A 17098-nucleotide genomic window follows, 5' to 3' on the forward strand; every position below is an offset into this window, starting at 1 on the left:
CAAAACAAGAGTCTATGAAATTCAGATACGAAGATGAAATGTGGCTTGAAATTTTATATTTTGACCTAGAAAACGATTCAAACAACGATGAACTAATCAAAAACTCACTAAACTGAAGCTACTTTTTTCTTTTTAGAGCACTGAAATCTTACACTTAAATTTACCATTACTTAGTTATATACTTTAAAACAAAGGAGAGTAATATGGCAGAACAAGAGATATGGCAATAGTATGGCAAGTATAGTTTTTTGAATACAAAATTTATAATGCCATCTGCACTAAATACATCTGCACAGATATGGCAAATGATATTTATAAACAAGCCGTAAAGGCGCTAGATAATCCCTATGGCGCAATCAACAGGGGCCACTTACCCCCTACCCCCCCCACTCACAAGCAAATTTAAGACATATCTTTCACGTAGTCATAAAATTTCCTAACGATCCTTGGATGTTTGATCTTTTTTATGGCCTGAGCTTCTATTTGTCTTACGCGCTCTCTAGTTACTCCGCCTAGTACTAGCCCGGTTTCTTCCAGGGTATATGGCCCGCCTGCACCGGTATTTCCGCCTTTTAAACCCGCCAGCCTAGATGCCTCATGGATAGCTTTAGCTTGCAAAGAGTTTATGATACCCGTCAAGTCACTCTTGATATTTTTTAGCTTAAACGCATTTTCCGTAGAAACATCGCTGGCATTCATCATAAATTTGACCTTTTCTCGTAGCTCTTCGGCGATCTCGAGCATCTCTTTTATTTGGGCTAAATTTTGCATATTATCTCCTTTGTAGATTATGGCTAGCATAGGTTAATTCATAAAGGTATTTTACCTAGCAAAAAGGACATATTTACGTCCAAACTGATATAATCCAGCCAAAAAAGGTAAAACCGTGAATACGAATCATCATAAATCTAGCCAAGAGCTTGATCTCATCAGGCATTACGCCAAGGCCTGGACGCTTTTACAAAGATACGACGATAAAACCCTAGGTATATATACAGATATTGCTGGGCAAAATTTTACTCTAGGCTACGATGAAGCCATGCTAGCTATAAACGACCTAAAAGAAGCGCTAATCCAAAAGGGCGAAGCATCGCAAATTTTCGCAACGCAAAAGGCGGGAGAATTTGAAGGGATACTAAAAAATATCTATCAAACCTTCGGCGGATGCGAGCTACTACCCACGGCGCAAGAAAAGGCGGCAAATTTGATCTATTATATCATCAAAGACCACCCATTTAACGACGGCAATAAACGAATTGGAGCTTTTATGTTTATTTTATTTCTATCAAAAAGCGGGCTTCTTTATAAAAATAACGGCAAACCAAAAATCAGCAATAACACGCTTGCCGCACTAGCGCTACTCATAGCACAAAGCGATCCTAGCCAAAAAGAGATGATAGTAAATTTAACGACGAATTTACTAAGCGACTAACGATCTTCAATATTTTTTAGTCTACGCTTATTTTACACAATATATAGCAGGTAGCCCTCTAGTGTAAACCTTACCTTAGGATGTAGCCCTGGCAAATATCGTCTGTTTTTACTGCTAAGCCCGCCTAAATCACTCGAATATCTTAAATAAAAACCAAATAAAAAGGCTACAATCTATTTTTTATTTAAGACATCCGAGCTTCGATAACTATAAAAATCAGCCGTTTAATCTCATAAAAATCATGCTGATTTTTATAATAGCCGCTAGGCTATTTGCTTGTCTGGCTAAGACCTTACAGCACTATCGTGAAACGATGGTGCTAAGTAAGTTTTAGCACCATAGGAGCTAAAACTTACTTTTTGGGGCATGTGCATATGGCATGTGTCGCTTACTTGTATCGCCGAAGCAAAAATTAATTTATGCTTTCTTAAATAAAAATAATATTTTAAGATTAGTTTCTATGCAAATAATAGTAAACAAAAATACTTCATATAATAACCATAGGTGTCTATAATATTCAAATCCAGCCCCTATGTCGTCGCAAAGTCAAAACCCCTATTTACCCTAGAAAAAACTTGATCCTTTTATTTAATAGTAGCTACATTGGCAGCGGGGGAGGGCGACATGCGGTCTGGTTAATTTCCTGCTTTAAAAGCCCTCAACATCAAAGCGAGTTATTACACAAAGACATCATTACGCCGTGCAGGATTCGTTTTATATAGCATATGCCTGCCAGCGCTATGAGCACTTTATTTACACATCTACTTTGCCAAGCTCACTCATAGCGGTTTGTAAATTTTCCATAATCTCACTCAAGATAGCCTTTGGCTCAGGTAAATTTTCTAGCTCTTGCAATGATTCATCTTTTAGCCACGTGATATCAAGATTTATCTTATCTCGCGATAAAATTTCATCGATACTAAATTTCTTAAATTTCTCGCTCTCTTTGCGCTTAGCCATATTCTCGGCGTTGTAGCATTTTATAAAATCATCTAAATCGCCCTTTTTTAAAGGGTTTGTAACAAGCGTGAAATTTTGATTTGTGCGAAAATCATAGATCCAAATTTCTTTTGTCGCGTACTCATCGCCGCTAATATGCACCTTATCGAAAAATAGCACATTGGCCTTAACGCCTTGCGCATAAAATATCCCCGTCGGAAGCCTAAGTATCGTATGTAGCCTAAAATTGCCAAGCAGCCTTTGCCTTACTCTCTCGCCCGCTCCGCCTTCAAAAAGCACGTTATCAGGGAGTACCACGGCCGCCCGACCGCCTATTTTTAGCACGCTCATTATGTGTTGTAAAAAATTTATCTGTTTATTCGACGAGCTTACTATAAAGTCATCTCTTTCGTAGCTATATCTCTCCACGCTCACGCCACCATCGCTATCCATTATCTTGGTTGAAGACTTTTTGCCAAATGGCGGATTTGTAAGCACCATATCGTATCTTTTCTCGCCCAGGATAAGTAGCGAGTCTCCGACTTTTACTGGGCTTTGTTCTGTTCCTATGTCGTGCAAATATAAATTCATAGCGCAAAGGCTCACCACAAGCGGAGTTATGTCGGTTCCGCTTAGTAAATTTTGTTTTAAATTTGCTAGTTTTTCTCTATCTTTACTCTGCTTTTTCATATATTCATAAGCCGCTAACAAAAACCCGCCCGTCCCACACGCCGGATCACACACGCTCTCATCGATGCTAGGTCTCATCACGGCTACTATCGTATCTATGAGCGCTCTTGGCGTAAAATACTGTCCCGCTCCGCTCTTGCTCTCTGTCGCATTTTTTTGGAGCAAGCCCTCATATATCGCGCCTTTTACATCTACATTTAGCCCAAGCCACGTTTCATCGTTTATCATGCTTACTATTCTTTTTAGCTTGGCGGGTTCATTTATCTTGTTTTGCGCCTTTTGATATATCGTGCCGATGATCCCGTCCATTTTAGAAAGCACGGCAAGGGCGTTTGTATATGCACTCTCAAGTTTTTCGCCATCAAGAGAGCTTAGATACTCCCACGAGCAGTTTTGCGGGATTTTTGAATTTGCTCCTAGATTTTTAACCTTTTCATCGTCCATTTTTAAAAATATCAGATAAGTAAGCTGCGACACATAATCCGTATAGGTAACGCCACTATCTCTTAACACGCTCGCGTAATTCCAAACTTTATTTATTAAATTATTTTCACTCATTTTTTATCCTTTACTAGCCTGCCGTTAAATGCTTTGCTTAAAATGCTTTGCTTTAAAATTTCGGCTTTTTTTAGATTTTGTTCTATTAAATTTAGAGCGTTATCCGCCGCTTTGAAGCGTTTTTCTATTTGGGCGACGATTAAATTTTGTTCGGATAGTGGAGGAAGGAGGATTGGTAACGCTTCAAATTTACTTTTGTTTAAAATTGGCAGAGTCGTTGAACTTGCATTTTCAAGTATTAAATTTTGAAATTGTGCCGATATTACATAAAAATAAACATATTCTGGAAGTAAATTTTCTTTTGGCACAATAGCATTTATTTGCTGATTACAACTCCCCTCAACTCTTATTAAGCCAGTTTTACCAATGGTAGCTCCTATGCAGGTCACTAAGACACTTTTGGGCGGCAATTGTCTTGAAATTTGCTTACCGGCTTCAGATAAATTATCTCTTGCAAATTTTACAAGATATCCATCATTTAAGTCAGTAGGCTTAAAAAAGGGATATTCATTTCCGTAAAATTTGGGTTCATTTTTTGGCGGAGTTGAGCCAGTTATAATATCTGAAGTGTCGCACAGCTTTTTAACCTGCCACGAGTTTAAATTTGAGTTTGTGAGCTTGCCGTTAAAGGCGTGGGAAAGGACGGATTGTTTATAAATTTCAATAAGCTCTTTTGATTTTTTAAAATTTGAAATAGCAAAATCAATCTTTTCAAAACACCTCTCAATCTTTTTCACAATCAAATTCTGCTCATCCAACGACGGCAAGGGAATTTCTAATTTTTTTACAATGTTTAAATTTATTGCTTGAAATGTTGTTCCTGTTGAATTTGTTTCAAAATATGCTTTTGAATTTATTAAAAAATAATACAAAAACATATTATTATCTTTCTTAAATTTTAACGCACACAAACCACGACCTATCGCAACTTTTCTATCAGTCAGATTAACAATTCCAACAGGCGCTCTCACACACAAAAGAATTGAATTTTCATCAGCTATTTTCCTAATTTCACTTGTATAAAATTTAGACTTTAAGATAAATTTATCTGAAAAATAAATTTTGCCTTGATGAAATTCTAAAGCTTCTTGCAAATTTGATAAGCTATCACTAACAAATTTGCCTTCTGGAGATTGTCCCATTTTAACCTCACAAATTTCCCCAAGCTTTTTAACCTGCCAATGTTTCGGAAAATTATTCATCAAACAGTCCAGTATCTTTGTTTCTCATATTCTTTAATGCTATTATGGTATATTTTTTTGGAATTTCATTTTTAAATTCTACCCTTAAATCTACTACATATAAAAACGAATACGGATTATAGTCTTTGTGCAATATATTATTTTTAATAAAATCGTTTTCAAAATCTACATCAACTTCTTTTTTGTAAATTTCACTACAAATAGCTTTTGTTCCTTTTTTATTATCACTTCTGGTTTGTTGAAAATTTATAATTTGATCTTGAAACGTCAGTATCTTTTCTAGTTCTTGGTTTTTTATACTTTCTTGTTGCTGAATAAAAATCTTTCCATTTTCAGATATTGTTTTAGCTTCGTTTTGACTAATGCTTATGTTGCAAGACTTATTATCTCTGCCATAGATGTTTATTGTCGGATTTCCACCATTAATATTAATTATTGGTTGAACCATTTTATTCATATTTTCAACATCTTCCCTTAAAGGCAAATCAGTAACATTTTGTGTATTTTTAGTAGATAAAAAGAAATTGTATAATTTTTGAATTTTACCTATAAAGTCCGATACTATATTTGCATTTTCCATTAAAGGAATTATAGAAAGCATAATTAACGTAAAGTCAAATTCAAAAGATCCGTGTCTAACTTCACTAATTTTTACAGAGCAATTTTCATCGCCTAATTCTTTAATATATAAATCATGAATAGCCAAAAGACTTTCTGATAGTTCTTTTACATTTACAGATTCATCTGTGTTGATTTTAAAAGTTAAAATATTGTCTTTATTTCCCATATTCTCTCCTACGCGACTATCGCCAAATTTAACTCATCAAGTAAATTTTCAAAGCCCTTAAACATCTCTTTTGCCTTAAAAATTCCGCCCCTATCGCCTAAAAACTCCTGTATATCGTTTGCGTTTAGGTAAGAGTTGGTAACGATAAAATCTTTAATCAGACGCAAAAACTCAAGCTGCTCGGCGCTAAATTCTAAACCGCGCTTTTTTTGCCTGCCAAGCCAAAGTTCAAAACGTGCGTTTGCAACCGAGCTAAACTCGACTAGCTCCGCGTCTTTGCCGATGGCAAATTTTACAAGCTGGATTAAATTTGTTAAGCACTCGGTAATACTCACCTTTTTTACTTTTACTCTCTCTTTTTGCATCACAAAAAACGCTTCCCAAATTTGCTCAGGGCATAAAAGCGAACTTTTTAGCGCATTATCTAGCTCTTTGATTAGCGCATATGTGAGCGGCGTGCGCTTGTAGCTCGCACTGTAGATGATGCTAAGGGCGTCTAGCTCGTCCTTATGAGTATCTATAAAATTCTTGAAATTTACTATTAGCTCGTTTGCTTTTTCTATGCTAAATTCCGCGATTAGCACCTCATCGGTCGATACTAAGTCGATATATATTTTTGATTTTGCGCTAATATCAACCAAAAGCGTCCGTAAAGCAGGCAAATTAAACAGCTTTACGGCGCTATCTTTAAGAACCATTATCTCATCGTCACTTTTACCGCAAATTTTATCAGGATCTAGAGTGTCTAAAATTTCGTTGGCTATGTTTGATAGAGTTTTGCCACCAGTTAGGGCTTTGATACGATCTAGACCATCTTTATCCGCGTTTGCTTCTATTCGCACGATTCTGCCTGCTAGGCTTGATAGAGTATCATCGCTTATATCGCCTTTTGCAACGTTTTCTAAAAGCTTTTTAAGGCTTAAGCTCTTTTTTCTTTCAAGCGGAGCGGAAAGGCTCTTTTTGCTCTCAGTAACGCCGACCGCGTCTATGATGTAAAATTTATCTTTTGAGATTGCGTTTGGAGTGATGGTTTGCAAGTCGTTTGGATTTATGATCCTAACGCCGCGTCCTTTCATCTGCTCATAGTAAATTGACGATTTTACATCGCGCATAAAAATTATAACTTCAAGCGCTTTTATGTCCGTGCCTGTAGCTATCATATCGACGGTTACGGCTATGCGAAATTTCGGATCTACTTTAAAGGCTTTTATTAGGCTTTCCGGATCTTGGTTGCCGATATTGTAGGTTATCTTTTTACAAAACTCATTCCCTTCGCCAAAGACTTCTCTTGCGTATCTTGTGATATTTTCTGCATGGTTGTCGTCTTTGGCGAAAATTAGAGTTTTTGGGACGGAATTTGGCTCGCGGTTGGGAAATAGCTGAGTGAAAATGGCGTTTTTATAGCACTCTAAAATGGTTATGATCTGATTTGGCGATAAAACCGAGTAGTCAAGCTCTTTTGAAGAGTATTCCATATCTTCGTCTAGGCTTTCGTATCTTTGCTCTCTTGTTCTTTTATCCATCACAGGCGTTTTTCCTGCTTCTATGATGCTTCCGTTTTCGCCTATTTTTGTTCTTATCCTAAAAATTTCGCAATCAACGTTTATCCCATCGGCGATCGATCGCTCAAGTGGATAATACGAGACTAAATTTTTATTAAAATAGCCTAGCGTCTGCTTTGATGGCGTGGCAGTTAGTCCTATCAAAAATGCGTCAAAATACTCCAAAACCTGTCGCCACTCGCCATAAATGCTCCTATGACACTCATCAACTACAATAAAATCAAACGTTTCTATAGGAAGCTTTGGGTTGTAGACAATCTCTTTTAATTTTAAAGGCTTTGTTTCAAAAGCTGAAATTTCCTCATCTATTTCGCTATATTCGGCCTCACCTTGAAGCATAGAGTATAGCCTTTGGATGGTGGTTATTACCACTTTTGCGTCTTTGTCGACACTATTTGAGCTTAAATGCTGAACTATATAGACTTCACTAAATTTGCGATTTTCATCGATTAGGTGGAAATTTTCAAATTCTTTTTTGGTCTGTTTGCCAAGATTATTTCTATCTACCAAAAATAAAACTCTTTTTGCGCCTGCAAATTTGATAAGCCGGTAGATAAAATTACACGCGGTGTATGTTTTGCCTGCGCCTGTTGCCATTTGCACAAGTGATCTGGGCTTTAGCTTTTTAAGGGAATTTTCCACAGAAATAATCGCCTCAAACTGGCAATCTCTTAAATTTGCTTTTGAAAGTGGGGGTAAATTTTTAAAACTATTTCTCAGAGTATCGCTAGCTTGCAAAACGCTATGCAAAAACCCGGGCTTATGAAACGCAAAAACTCGCCTTGAACGTGGTGTTTCATCGCGCAAATCGGTAAAATAGATCTCTTTTGCGTTGCTCTCGTAGATAAAAGGCAGGGGGAGCGCATGGTATCTCACGCTATTTGGTAGGTTATTTGCGTATAAATTTGATTGATTTTCTACGCCACTTAGGGAAATTCCGCTCTTTTTGGCCTCTATAACACCACAAGCTTTGCCATCTATAAATATCAAATAATCAGCCTTGCTGCCATCTTTCATCACAAATTCACGAACAGCCACTCCAAGAGCCGCAGTCCTATCAAATTCGCTCATATCTTGGATAACAAAACCAGCACTTATAAGCAACTCATCAATATCTACTCTTGCAATATCTTCAGGATTCATTTGGCAACTTCTTGTTTAAAAATGGGGCAATTATATCTAAAAATAGTTTGGATTTAAAAACATACTTGATTAGAAATTTGGTTGTCACTTAAAATTATCCAGTTTTCTAGCAGCCTAAAAAACTATCGTCCAAAGCCAGAATGTGCAGTTTGTATTTTTTATTTCTTTTAACAATAGCCTCTTTGAAATGGTATGATATATAATTTCAGATAAATCCGTATATAGAAAAGGCAATATATTGCAAACTTTATCTTCGCAAAAAGCCCGTATTTGTTACCTTGTTTAAGTAATTTTAATTTATTATCATAAATACTATTATTGATAATATCAAACATTAACTCATTGTTATTAATTATTTCTCGGATACCATCTATACTATTGTATTCAAATGGTAAAATCAAGTCATTATAAAAATTGATAATTCCAAATTTAGAGCATTTTTCAGCCATAAACAAGTCACCTTTGACATACGTTAAATAATTATATTGGATAGATATAACTATATCACATTTATAGTTTAAAAGACCACATTTATTGTTTGTTTCTATAATTGTAAATTAACAGACTCATCGTTGCAATAATCTATATGATCATACTTCACAAGGAATCAAAGGTGTTACCCGCAAATCACACACTCCGCTCTTTACATTCTTTTCTACTATTAACAGATCCCCCATAAAGAAACCAACATCATCTGGCTCAAACGGAACAACTATATCATTCTTGTTAAAAGCCCTTAATTACTGATACTCACAACGAATAATATCTTTGCCAAAAAATGCTGCACTATATTTTCTATTTTTATTTATTATTTTGTATTGATACTGTAATTCTTTGAGCTTTTACATTTTCACATATCTTCATGGAATAATGTACGTAGTTTTACCAAAATATATCAACCTACTGAATATATCAAGAAGCAATGTTTCGTTTTATGATATTTGATACCACACAAATGATATTGTAACCCTTGGGGCTATTTGAGACCAGGCTACCCATTATCATTTTTCCAAAATAAAACACATCAAAACACATTAAAGCAATCCAGAAAAATATATAATACAAAAATAAACTAAGGGGAAATAAAGGGGAAAAATACAAAAATCAAGAAAACTTAAAGCTCTTGAAATATCGATAAAATCGGGATTTAAAAGGGATTTTTGAGTATATATGGCTCCGGATGCTGGATTCGAACCAGCGACCAATCGGTTAACAGCCGACTACTCTACCGCTGAGCTAATCCGGAACGTTTTAAAAGAAGTCGTATTATAGGCAAAAAAACTCTGTTTGTCAATAAATTTTAGCTTAAATTTTTTGGATATCAAAAAATTAGTATAAAAAAGAGTAAATTTTACCGCAAAAATCACGCAAGTCGGTAAAATTTAGTTCCCGCCGCATCTACTATTTTTATCTTTTCGACAGCCAAAAGCTCCTGTAAATTTTGCTTCGAGCTTTCAGAGAAGCTATTTATCACGTCGTTTTCGCTTTGCGGACGGCGTTTTACTAGCTCTAGCAGCTCCTCTTTGCTAAGTGCGAATTTTCCATCGCCGTATTTTGCTGATGCTATGACGCACGGTACGCAGGAAATTTGCTGCGCAAGCTCGCACAGGAGCTCCCGGCTCACGCCTTTGACCGGGTACGCGGGTGGGCGGTCTATGGTGCTTATGTCCACGCGGGCTGGTGAAATTTGATTTAGCGCCGCATTTAGCGCTTCAAATTCCACCTTCGTATCGTTTAACCCCTTTACGACCAGGATTTCAAGCACTAGCTCGCCTTTAAATTCTCGCCTAAATTTAGCTATCGCAGCCACTAGCTCGCCGACGCCAATTTTTTTGCCCGAGCGATCGATTCTAGCAAACGTTTTTTGCACCGCGCTATCAAGGCTAAATTTGACGATATCAAGCCCCTTTAGCGCCTCGGAAATTTGAGGATCAAGCACGCCTGAGCCGTTTGAGAGGATGAGAGTTTTGGCGGGACCTTTTATTAAATTTAGCTCGCGTACTAGCCGCGCGAGCTCTGGATAAAGCGTCGGTTCGCCGTTTGCCGTGAGCGTGATGACGTCGATATGCGGATGCACGGCAAGCGCGGCCTTCACCTCGGCGATCACCTGCTCAACGCTTGGCGGATTTTTTATAGCCGCGACGGGTTTTGCCGCCGTGAGTTCACAGTAAACGCAGTCAAAGTTACAGCATTTTTGCGCGGGCGACAGATCGACACCCAGCGAAACGCCAAACCTGCGCGAGCTAACGGGACCAAAGACGATTTGCATTGATTTTCCTAAATTTAAGATGTGCGATTATACTAAAAGCGGGGATAAATTTTATTAAAGCAGATAACAAGAAAAGCATTTAAATTTAATACAACCTGGTAGCAAATTTTAAAACGAAATTCATCTACCACACAAAAGCTTTTTAAAAGACATAAAGCAAAATTTGAAAATTTAGTTTCGCTCAAATTTTGCTTTATGTTAACTTCAAAAATCATATATAAAGTCAAATTTGACGGTTCCTGCGCAAAAATAAGAAACCGCCAAAATAACTTAAAATTTCTTACGTCTTACGTCTTCTACTATCGCCTTTGCCATGCTGTCTACCTCGGCGGTTACGACGCTCGTATCGTTTGCGACCCTTACGTTTTGCTTAGTTAGCTCATCGACCTCGGCTACGCCTTGATTTATCATATTGATAGCTTCGCTTTGCTCCCTGATGCTTTCGCTCATCTCATTGATGCTTTGAGCTAGCACGTTTGCGTTGGCTTCGATTTCGCCGAGAGATTTTTGCGTACGTTCGGCTAGTTTGCGAACCTCATCGGCCACGACCGCAAAGCCTCTGCCGTGTTCGCCTGCGCGCGCTGCTTCGATGGCTGCGTTAAGCGCTAGCAAGTTTGTCTGATCGGCGATATCGCGGATGATGACGATGATGTTTTTGATCTCCTCGCTTTGGCGCGTTACGTCTTCGGCCTTTTGGCTGATAGCATTCATAGAGCTACTCATCTCCTCGACTGCTGCGGCGCTCTCTTGTAGCGAATTAGCCTGCGAATTAGCGCCTTGCGTGACTTGCTGCATCGAGCGAGCTAAAAACTCGGCCTTTTCTTCAAGCGTATGCGCCTGCTCTAAATTTGCCCTTAGCATACCGGCTATCTCTTCGCCTAAAGCATTGATACCGGCAGCTACTTTGCCTTCATCGTCGAGTCTTTTCGTGAAGTCTTGTTTTTTAAAGCTTTCTAGCAAATTTAACACCTCGTCGCCGTTTGCAGCTATGGCTTGTTTTAGCGCGATTTGTAGGTCTTTAAAAGTCTGTTTTAGCTGGCTAAGAGCCGGATTTGAGGTGTCGGCGTTTAGCTGGGCTACATAGTTGCCCTTGCCTATCTGCCCTACAAATGCGTTTGCCTCTTTTATGAAGCTATTTTGCTCGGCGAGATTTGCCTCGATTTGCCTGATATTTTCGTTTATTAGCGTACTCATCTGTCCGATCTCGTCGCTTCCGCTGCGCTCTAACGTTTCGGCTTTGTCGGTTTTATTGTTTAAAAATTCGAAAAATCTCACAAGGCCGTTTTTAGTCTGATCAATACCTGAGATTAAATTTTTACCGATTATGATAGAAGCCAGCAACATCAAAAGCACGCACACGGCGATAACAATACCGCTAAATACGAGCTGTGCCGTCACTTCACTTTTTACCTGCGAGGCTGCATTTTTCATATCGCTTAATAGCTTTAGCTCTAGCTCCCTCATCGCATCTATAGATAGAGTTATTTTTGAGAACCAAGTCGCGGGGTCGTATGATATATCCTCGGTAGCGACTACGTTTTTGATGATGTTCATCGCATCATTAAAGTCCGCCTTTTTTCTAGCGATAGTATCAAATTCAGCGCTAAATTCTTTTGGATTGTAATCGTCGAAATCCTGCATAAATTTATTGATTACGCTATTTAGGGCGACTACTTTGTTGTAGTCTTCTTTGCTTATACTTTTTTTAGTAAAAACTCCGTTTAGCGTAGCGCGTAAGATACCAAACGATTCCTTTATCTCCCCGACGATAATAATGCGTTCTAAATCATCAACGAGGCTAGGCTCTAGTTTATCACTATACCCGTTTATAGCGATTACCTCTTTTCTTAGTATTTTAGTTATACGTCCGATTAGATTATCGCCGCTCCTTTGATCTACGCCTGAGCGAATGCTAGCTATCTCCGGAGCTATTTCGTTCTTTTCCGCAAGCTTCTCAAGCGCCGCATCCACGTTCTTGCGCTGAGCCACGAGTTTAGCATTATCTCCGCCGGCTAACACTCCAGAGCTAAAACCGCGCTCTTTTTGCATCTCGTGAATGAAGTCGTTTTGATTTATGATCGTATCTACTATACGCTCGCTGTAATCGGCTTTATCGCGAGTTTTGATAATACCGTTTAACATATAGGCGCTAATGATACCAAGACCTATTAGCCCGACTAGAGCTATGACTAAAATTTTAAGTTTTATGCTCAGATTGTTCATCTTTCCTCCTTTATCTTGCGCTTTTTTCTTGCACTCGTTTTATAAAATATTTCGCGTTTTCTACGGGAACGTCCGGCAAAATACCGTGTCCGAGATTAAAGATATGCGGCGCGTTTTTCATCGTCTGCAAAATTCGTTCCACACCCGCGTCGATCGCCTCTTTGCTATAAAGGCGCGTAGGCTCCATATTTCCTTGAAGGACGTATTTCGGGCTTAGTTTTGCTTTGGCAAGCTCGATCGGAGTACTCCAATCTACGCCAAAAACATCGAAATTTCCCGAAATTTTATCCAGATATCCGCTTATGCCTTTTGGAAAAACGATAACCGGAATTTGAGGAAATTCGGCCTTAAGCGCATCAACTATATCCATGATATACTTCCAACCGAACTCAAAATATGCCTCATGCTCCAGCGCGGCCGCCCAGCTATCAAAGATTTGCACCGCATTTACGCCGGCTTTTATCTGCTCTTTCATATATCCTATGAGCGCGGCCGTGACCTTGGCTAAAATTTGATGCATAAACTCGGGATTTGAATATAAAAGCTTCTTGCTAACCGCATATGTTTTCGTCCCGCCGCCCTCGATCATATACGTAGCTATCGTCCACGGTGCCCCACAAAAGCCGATTAGTGCTTTATCCTGCGCCAAATTTTCGCGCGTTAGCTTGATCGTATCATATACGTAGTCTAAATTTTTAATTGATTTTTGAACATCCAGCCTATCTAGATCATCTTTCGTCTTGATCGGATAGCTAAACACCGGCCCCTCGCCTTGGACAAATTTAAGATCCATGCCCATTTCTAGCGGTACGACGAGGATATCGCTAAAAAGTATCGCCGCATCGACGCCCAAAATTTCAACCGGTTGGATCGTGACCTCGCTGGCTTTTTTATAATCCTTGCAAAGTGATAAAAAGTCGCCCGCCGCGGAGCGCACTCGCATATACTCGGGCAGATACCGACCAGCCTGCCGCATCATCCAAACAGGTGTATAAGGCGTCGGTTTTTTTAAACAAGCGTCGATGAAAATCATATATTTCCTTTAAATTTTTAGCGATTTTATCTAAATATTTATTAAATTCTAATCCGCCCACTTACTTTCGTCTAATTTTTTTTCATTTTTAGCCACCACTAGCGCGCCCAGCATATCTCCCGTCACGTTCATCGACGTGCGCCCCATGTCAAGGATCGCGTCGATGCCCAAAATCAGCGCATACGCCGCAGCTACTGCGCTTCCGCCCTCGACTTTTAGACCGACTGATTCAAGCACCATCAAAAGCATTATCGCGCCCGCTCCAGGCACTCCGGCAGTTCCGACGGCGGCAAGGACGGCCGTTAGTATTATGGTCATTTTAGCCCCAGAGTCAAGCTCCACGCCTACGGCGTTAGCGATAAACATCGCGCAGATACCTAGATATATGATCGTGCCGTTCATATTTACGGTGGCTCCAACCGGAAGCGCAAATCCGTAAATTTGCTTTGGGATACCCATATCTTCTTCGGCCGTTTTCATCGAGATAGGCAGCGTTCCGCCCGAGCTTCTGGTTACAAAAGCCGTCAGCATAGGCGATCGAACTTTTTTTAGAAATTTAAACGGATTGATTTTAACGATCAAGCAAATCAAGAAATAAACGACGAAAATTTGAGCCGCAAAGCCGATATACGCGCTAACCGTGACGCCTAAAAGCGGTCCGAAAGCCTTTACGCCCTGCTGCGAAAATACGATAAATATAAGAGCGAAAACGCCAAACGGCGCGTACTCCATGATCCATCTTATGACGTAAAACATGATGTGGTTGATCCCGTCAAATACGTCGTAGATCAAATTTCCAAGCCTGCTAAGCCTCTCGTCCTTACTATCCTTTAAAAACGAAAGCGCGACGCCGAAAAATAAGCTAAAAGTTATGATTTGTAAAATTTCGCCCTTTGCAATAGCTTCAAAAGGGTTAGTGGGAAATAAATTTACGAGTATCGACGACATGCTAGGCGCATTTGCGGCTTTGCCGGCTACGTCGCCGCTGCCGGTTATATGTAGCCCTGCTCCCGGCTCCAAGATAAGCCCGACCGCAAGCCCTACTATGATAGCTAAAAACGACGTCAATATGTAAAAAATCAGCACCTTTGCCCCTACTCTGCCAAGATCGGAAGGCGAGATGGAGCTACAGCCCACGATCAGCGAAGCCATAACGATAGGCACGATGATCATCTTAAGAAGCCTTATAAATACGTCGCCAAAAGGCTTTAGGATAACTATCGCGTCCTTTGCGTCTTGAAAAATGATGCCGCAAACGGCGCCCAAAATAAGCCCGGCTAAAATTTTTAAAAGCAAATTCGCTTCGAAATATTTCTGAACTATTCCGCGTTTAGCGTTTGGTTGCACGAAATCTCCTTTAAATTTAATCCGTGAATTATAAGTAAATTTTTCTTAAACTACAAACACTTCTGTTTTTTAAATTACGGATTAAATTTAAAGCGAGAAAAAATTAAAAGGCGCAAATTTTAGTTTTTAGCCGCCAGTTCGTCTAGCAAATTTTGCAAATTTACGCCCGCCAAGCTATCAAACATCGCTTGCTGCGCGGAGCTAAATTTAGGCATCAAAAGCGCCTCGATCCTGCCTCCTAGCGGACAAGGCGGCGGGGAGTTTTTGTGGATTTTAAAGATACCCTTTTCGCCCTCGTTTACCGCCGAAAATATATCAAAAAGCGTGGTTTGATCAGGCTTTTTAGCTAGGCTCGCACCGCCCGTGCCCGCACTCACGTTTATTAAATTTGCCGATTTTAAAAGCCTGATTATATTTCGCACGATGACGGGGTTCGTGCCGATCGTACCGGCCAAAAACTCGCTCGTGTTTTTCTCGTCCTTAAAAAACTCGCAGCTAAGCAATATATGTATAGCGATGGAAAATTTTTGTCCTATTTGCATAGCCGACCTTGATTTAAATTTAAAACCGCACGTTAGTTTCGTGCGGCGTTATTTTAGCTAAATTACGCAAAAATTTAAGCTCACGCTCTCTCGCCGACGGCGGTAAAGCGCTTTTGCACGAAAGCGCCGTTTTTTAGCTCGTCTATGACCGCAAGTGCGAGGTCTGCGTAGCTGATGTAGCTCTCGTTTTTGGAGTTTAGGATTAGATTATCGCCGCCAAGGACGTATTTGCCCGTGCGAGCGCCCTGATCGTCGTATTCGCCGGCCGGGCTTACGTAAGTCCAAAGCACATCAGTTCTGCCTTTTAGCTCGAAAAACGACTCCGCCGTAGCCTTTGCGACGCCCATGTACCCAGCAGGGAAGCTTGGCGTATCCATAACCATCGTCTGCTTATCGTCCACGTATAGCGTACCCGCTCCGCCGATGACTAGTAGCCTTGTTTTTGTGCCGCTAAGCGCGTCTGCTAGGTGTTTTGCTACCTTTTTATGAAGCGGGAATGTTTCGGGCGTCCATGCCGCAAATGCGCTGATAACGGCGTCAAAGCCCACTAGATCGGCCTTCGTTAGCTCCAAAACATCTTTATAAACGACTTTTACGTCGCCGTTTTTATACTCTTTGTTTCGCACGATCGCCGTAACGTCGTAGCCTTGCTTTAGCGCCTCCGCGACTAGCGCGCTACCTGATTTTCCATTTGCTCCGATGATTGCTACTTTCATTGTTTCTCCTTTAAATTTGATTTTATTTGCTCGCTCGCGTAGCGCTACAACTAACTCTCGCACATTTGGCGCTGTCTGCCGCGCCTCACAGTTTAAAATTTACGCTCGCGTTTGTCGCGCGCCTTGCGAAATTTACAGCCAGCTCGGCTTTACATCGTCGTTTATCACGCCGTCGCCGTTAGTGTACTGCTCCAGGCTGCCGCGTTTGGTCTGGATGCAGATAAATTTCATCCCCTGCGCGCCCGCCTTGAAGCACCTTTTGCCGTCAGGATCGATGCGGATCGCGTCGCCCTCACCGACCGCCTTCTCCTCGCCGTCTATAAAAAGCGTACCGCTGCCTTTTAGCACCAAATAAATCTCCTCGTTTTGCTTGTGCGAATGCACGAAAGGCACGCTCACGTTTGCCGGAAGCTCGTTGATAGAGAGCTCACAGCCGCTTAAATTTAGAGCGTCTTTCAGCTCGACTCTCGGCGCATTTTTCGTTGAAACGATCTTGTAGTTTGACATCTTTTTCTCCTTAGAAATTTGTTGTAATGATATAACTTACAACCGATGAGCGAAGTATAATAAAATTTTGTTGTAATGTCAAGAGTTACAGCTAAAATTCCAAAATTTGACGCAAAATTTAAAATCAGCTAAAATCCGCGCGATTTTA

Annotated in this window: 13 protein-coding genes and 1 tRNA gene; 1 reads left to right on the forward strand and 13 read right to left on the reverse strand. The window is 40.0% G+C overall.

Annotated features, from left to right (window positions below):
• Positions 1–402: 402 nt before the first annotated feature.
• Positions 403–771, reverse strand: a complete 369-nt coding sequence (locus Q0394_RS11955; protein WP_366115723.1) for a sigma factor-like helix-turn-helix DNA-binding protein — start codon at positions 769–771, stop codon at positions 403–405.
• A 115-nt stretch (positions 772–886) separates the two neighbouring features.
• Here Q0394_RS11955 and Q0394_RS05495 point away from each other — a divergent pair, with 115 nt between their 5' ends.
• On the forward strand, positions 887–1432 hold the full coding sequence (locus Q0394_RS05495; RefSeq protein WP_298945972.1) for a Fic family protein: 546 nt from the start codon (positions 887–889) through the stop codon (positions 1430–1432).
• 753 nt (positions 1433–2185) lie between these two features.
• Here the strand turns inward: Q0394_RS05495 and Q0394_RS05500 are convergent.
• The 12 genes from Q0394_RS05500 to Q0394_RS05555 all read right to left on the reverse strand — a co-directional run bounded on the left by Q0394_RS05500 (position 2186) and on the right by Q0394_RS05555 (position 16950).
• Positions 2186–3619 carry a type I restriction-modification system subunit M gene (locus tag Q0394_RS05500; protein ID WP_298945974.1) on the reverse strand — a complete coding sequence of 478 codons (1434 nt, stop codon included), beginning with the start codon at positions 3617–3619 and terminating at the stop codon, positions 2186–2188.
• Positions 3616–4821, reverse strand: coding sequence for a restriction endonuclease subunit S (locus tag Q0394_RS05505; protein WP_298945976.1), 1206 nt, complete (start codon positions 4819–4821; stop codon positions 3616–3618). Before Q0394_RS05505 ends, Q0394_RS05500 begins: the two co-directional genes overlap by 4 nt.
• Positions 4814–5608: a hypothetical protein gene (locus Q0394_RS05510; protein ID WP_298945978.1), complete on the reverse strand. Its 795-nt coding sequence runs from the start codon at positions 5606–5608 to the stop codon at positions 4814–4816. Before Q0394_RS05510 ends, Q0394_RS05505 begins: the two co-directional genes overlap by 8 nt.
• 8 nt (positions 5609–5616) lie before the next feature.
• Positions 5617–8313 (reverse strand): DEAD/DEAH box helicase family protein, encoded by a 2697-nt coding sequence (locus Q0394_RS05515; protein ID WP_298945980.1) that lies wholly within the window; start codon positions 8311–8313, stop codon positions 5617–5619.
• 1171 nt (positions 8314–9484) lie between these two features.
• Positions 9485–9559: transfer RNA gene (locus tag Q0394_RS05520), tRNA-Asn, on the reverse strand.
• 117 nt (positions 9560–9676) lie between these two features.
• Positions 9677–10582, reverse strand: a complete 906-nt coding sequence (locus tag Q0394_RS05525) for a radical SAM protein (RefSeq protein WP_298945983.1) — start codon at positions 10580–10582, stop codon at positions 9677–9679.
• Between the two features lie 270 nt (positions 10583–10852).
• Positions 10853–12805 (reverse strand): methyl-accepting chemotaxis protein, encoded by a 1953-nt coding sequence (locus tag Q0394_RS05530; RefSeq protein WP_298945985.1) that lies wholly within the window; start codon positions 12803–12805, stop codon positions 10853–10855.
• A gap of 10 nt (positions 12806–12815) precedes the next feature.
• A complete protein-coding gene (gene hemE / locus Q0394_RS05535; protein ID WP_298945987.1) occupies positions 12816–13838 on the reverse strand; it encodes a uroporphyrinogen decarboxylase in 1023 nt (340 codons plus the stop codon).
• Positions 13839–13886: 48 nt separating this feature from the next.
• Positions 13887–15185, reverse strand: a complete 1299-nt coding sequence (locus Q0394_RS05540) for a dicarboxylate/amino acid:cation symporter (RefSeq protein WP_298945989.1) — start codon at positions 15183–15185, stop codon at positions 13887–13889.
• Positions 15186–15304: 119 nt separating this feature from the next.
• On the reverse strand, positions 15305–15727 hold the full coding sequence (locus Q0394_RS05545) for an Rrf2 family transcriptional regulator (RefSeq protein ID WP_298945991.1): 423 nt from the start codon (positions 15725–15727) through the stop codon (positions 15305–15307).
• 80 nt (positions 15728–15807) lie between these two features.
• The gene (locus Q0394_RS05550) at positions 15808–16443 is read right to left on the reverse strand and encodes an NAD(P)H-binding protein (protein WP_298945992.1); all 636 of its coding nucleotides are present in this window, start codon (positions 16441–16443) and stop codon (positions 15808–15810) included.
• A 132-nt stretch (positions 16444–16575) separates the two neighbouring features.
• Positions 16576–16950, reverse strand: a complete 375-nt coding sequence (locus Q0394_RS05555; RefSeq protein ID WP_298945994.1) for a cupin domain-containing protein — start codon at positions 16948–16950, stop codon at positions 16576–16578.
• Positions 16951–17098: the final 148 nt, after the last annotated feature.

The sequence above is a fragment of the uncultured Campylobacter sp. genome, assembly GCF_938039205.1.
GTDB lineage: Bacteria > Campylobacterota > Campylobacteria > Campylobacterales > Campylobacteraceae > Campylobacter_A.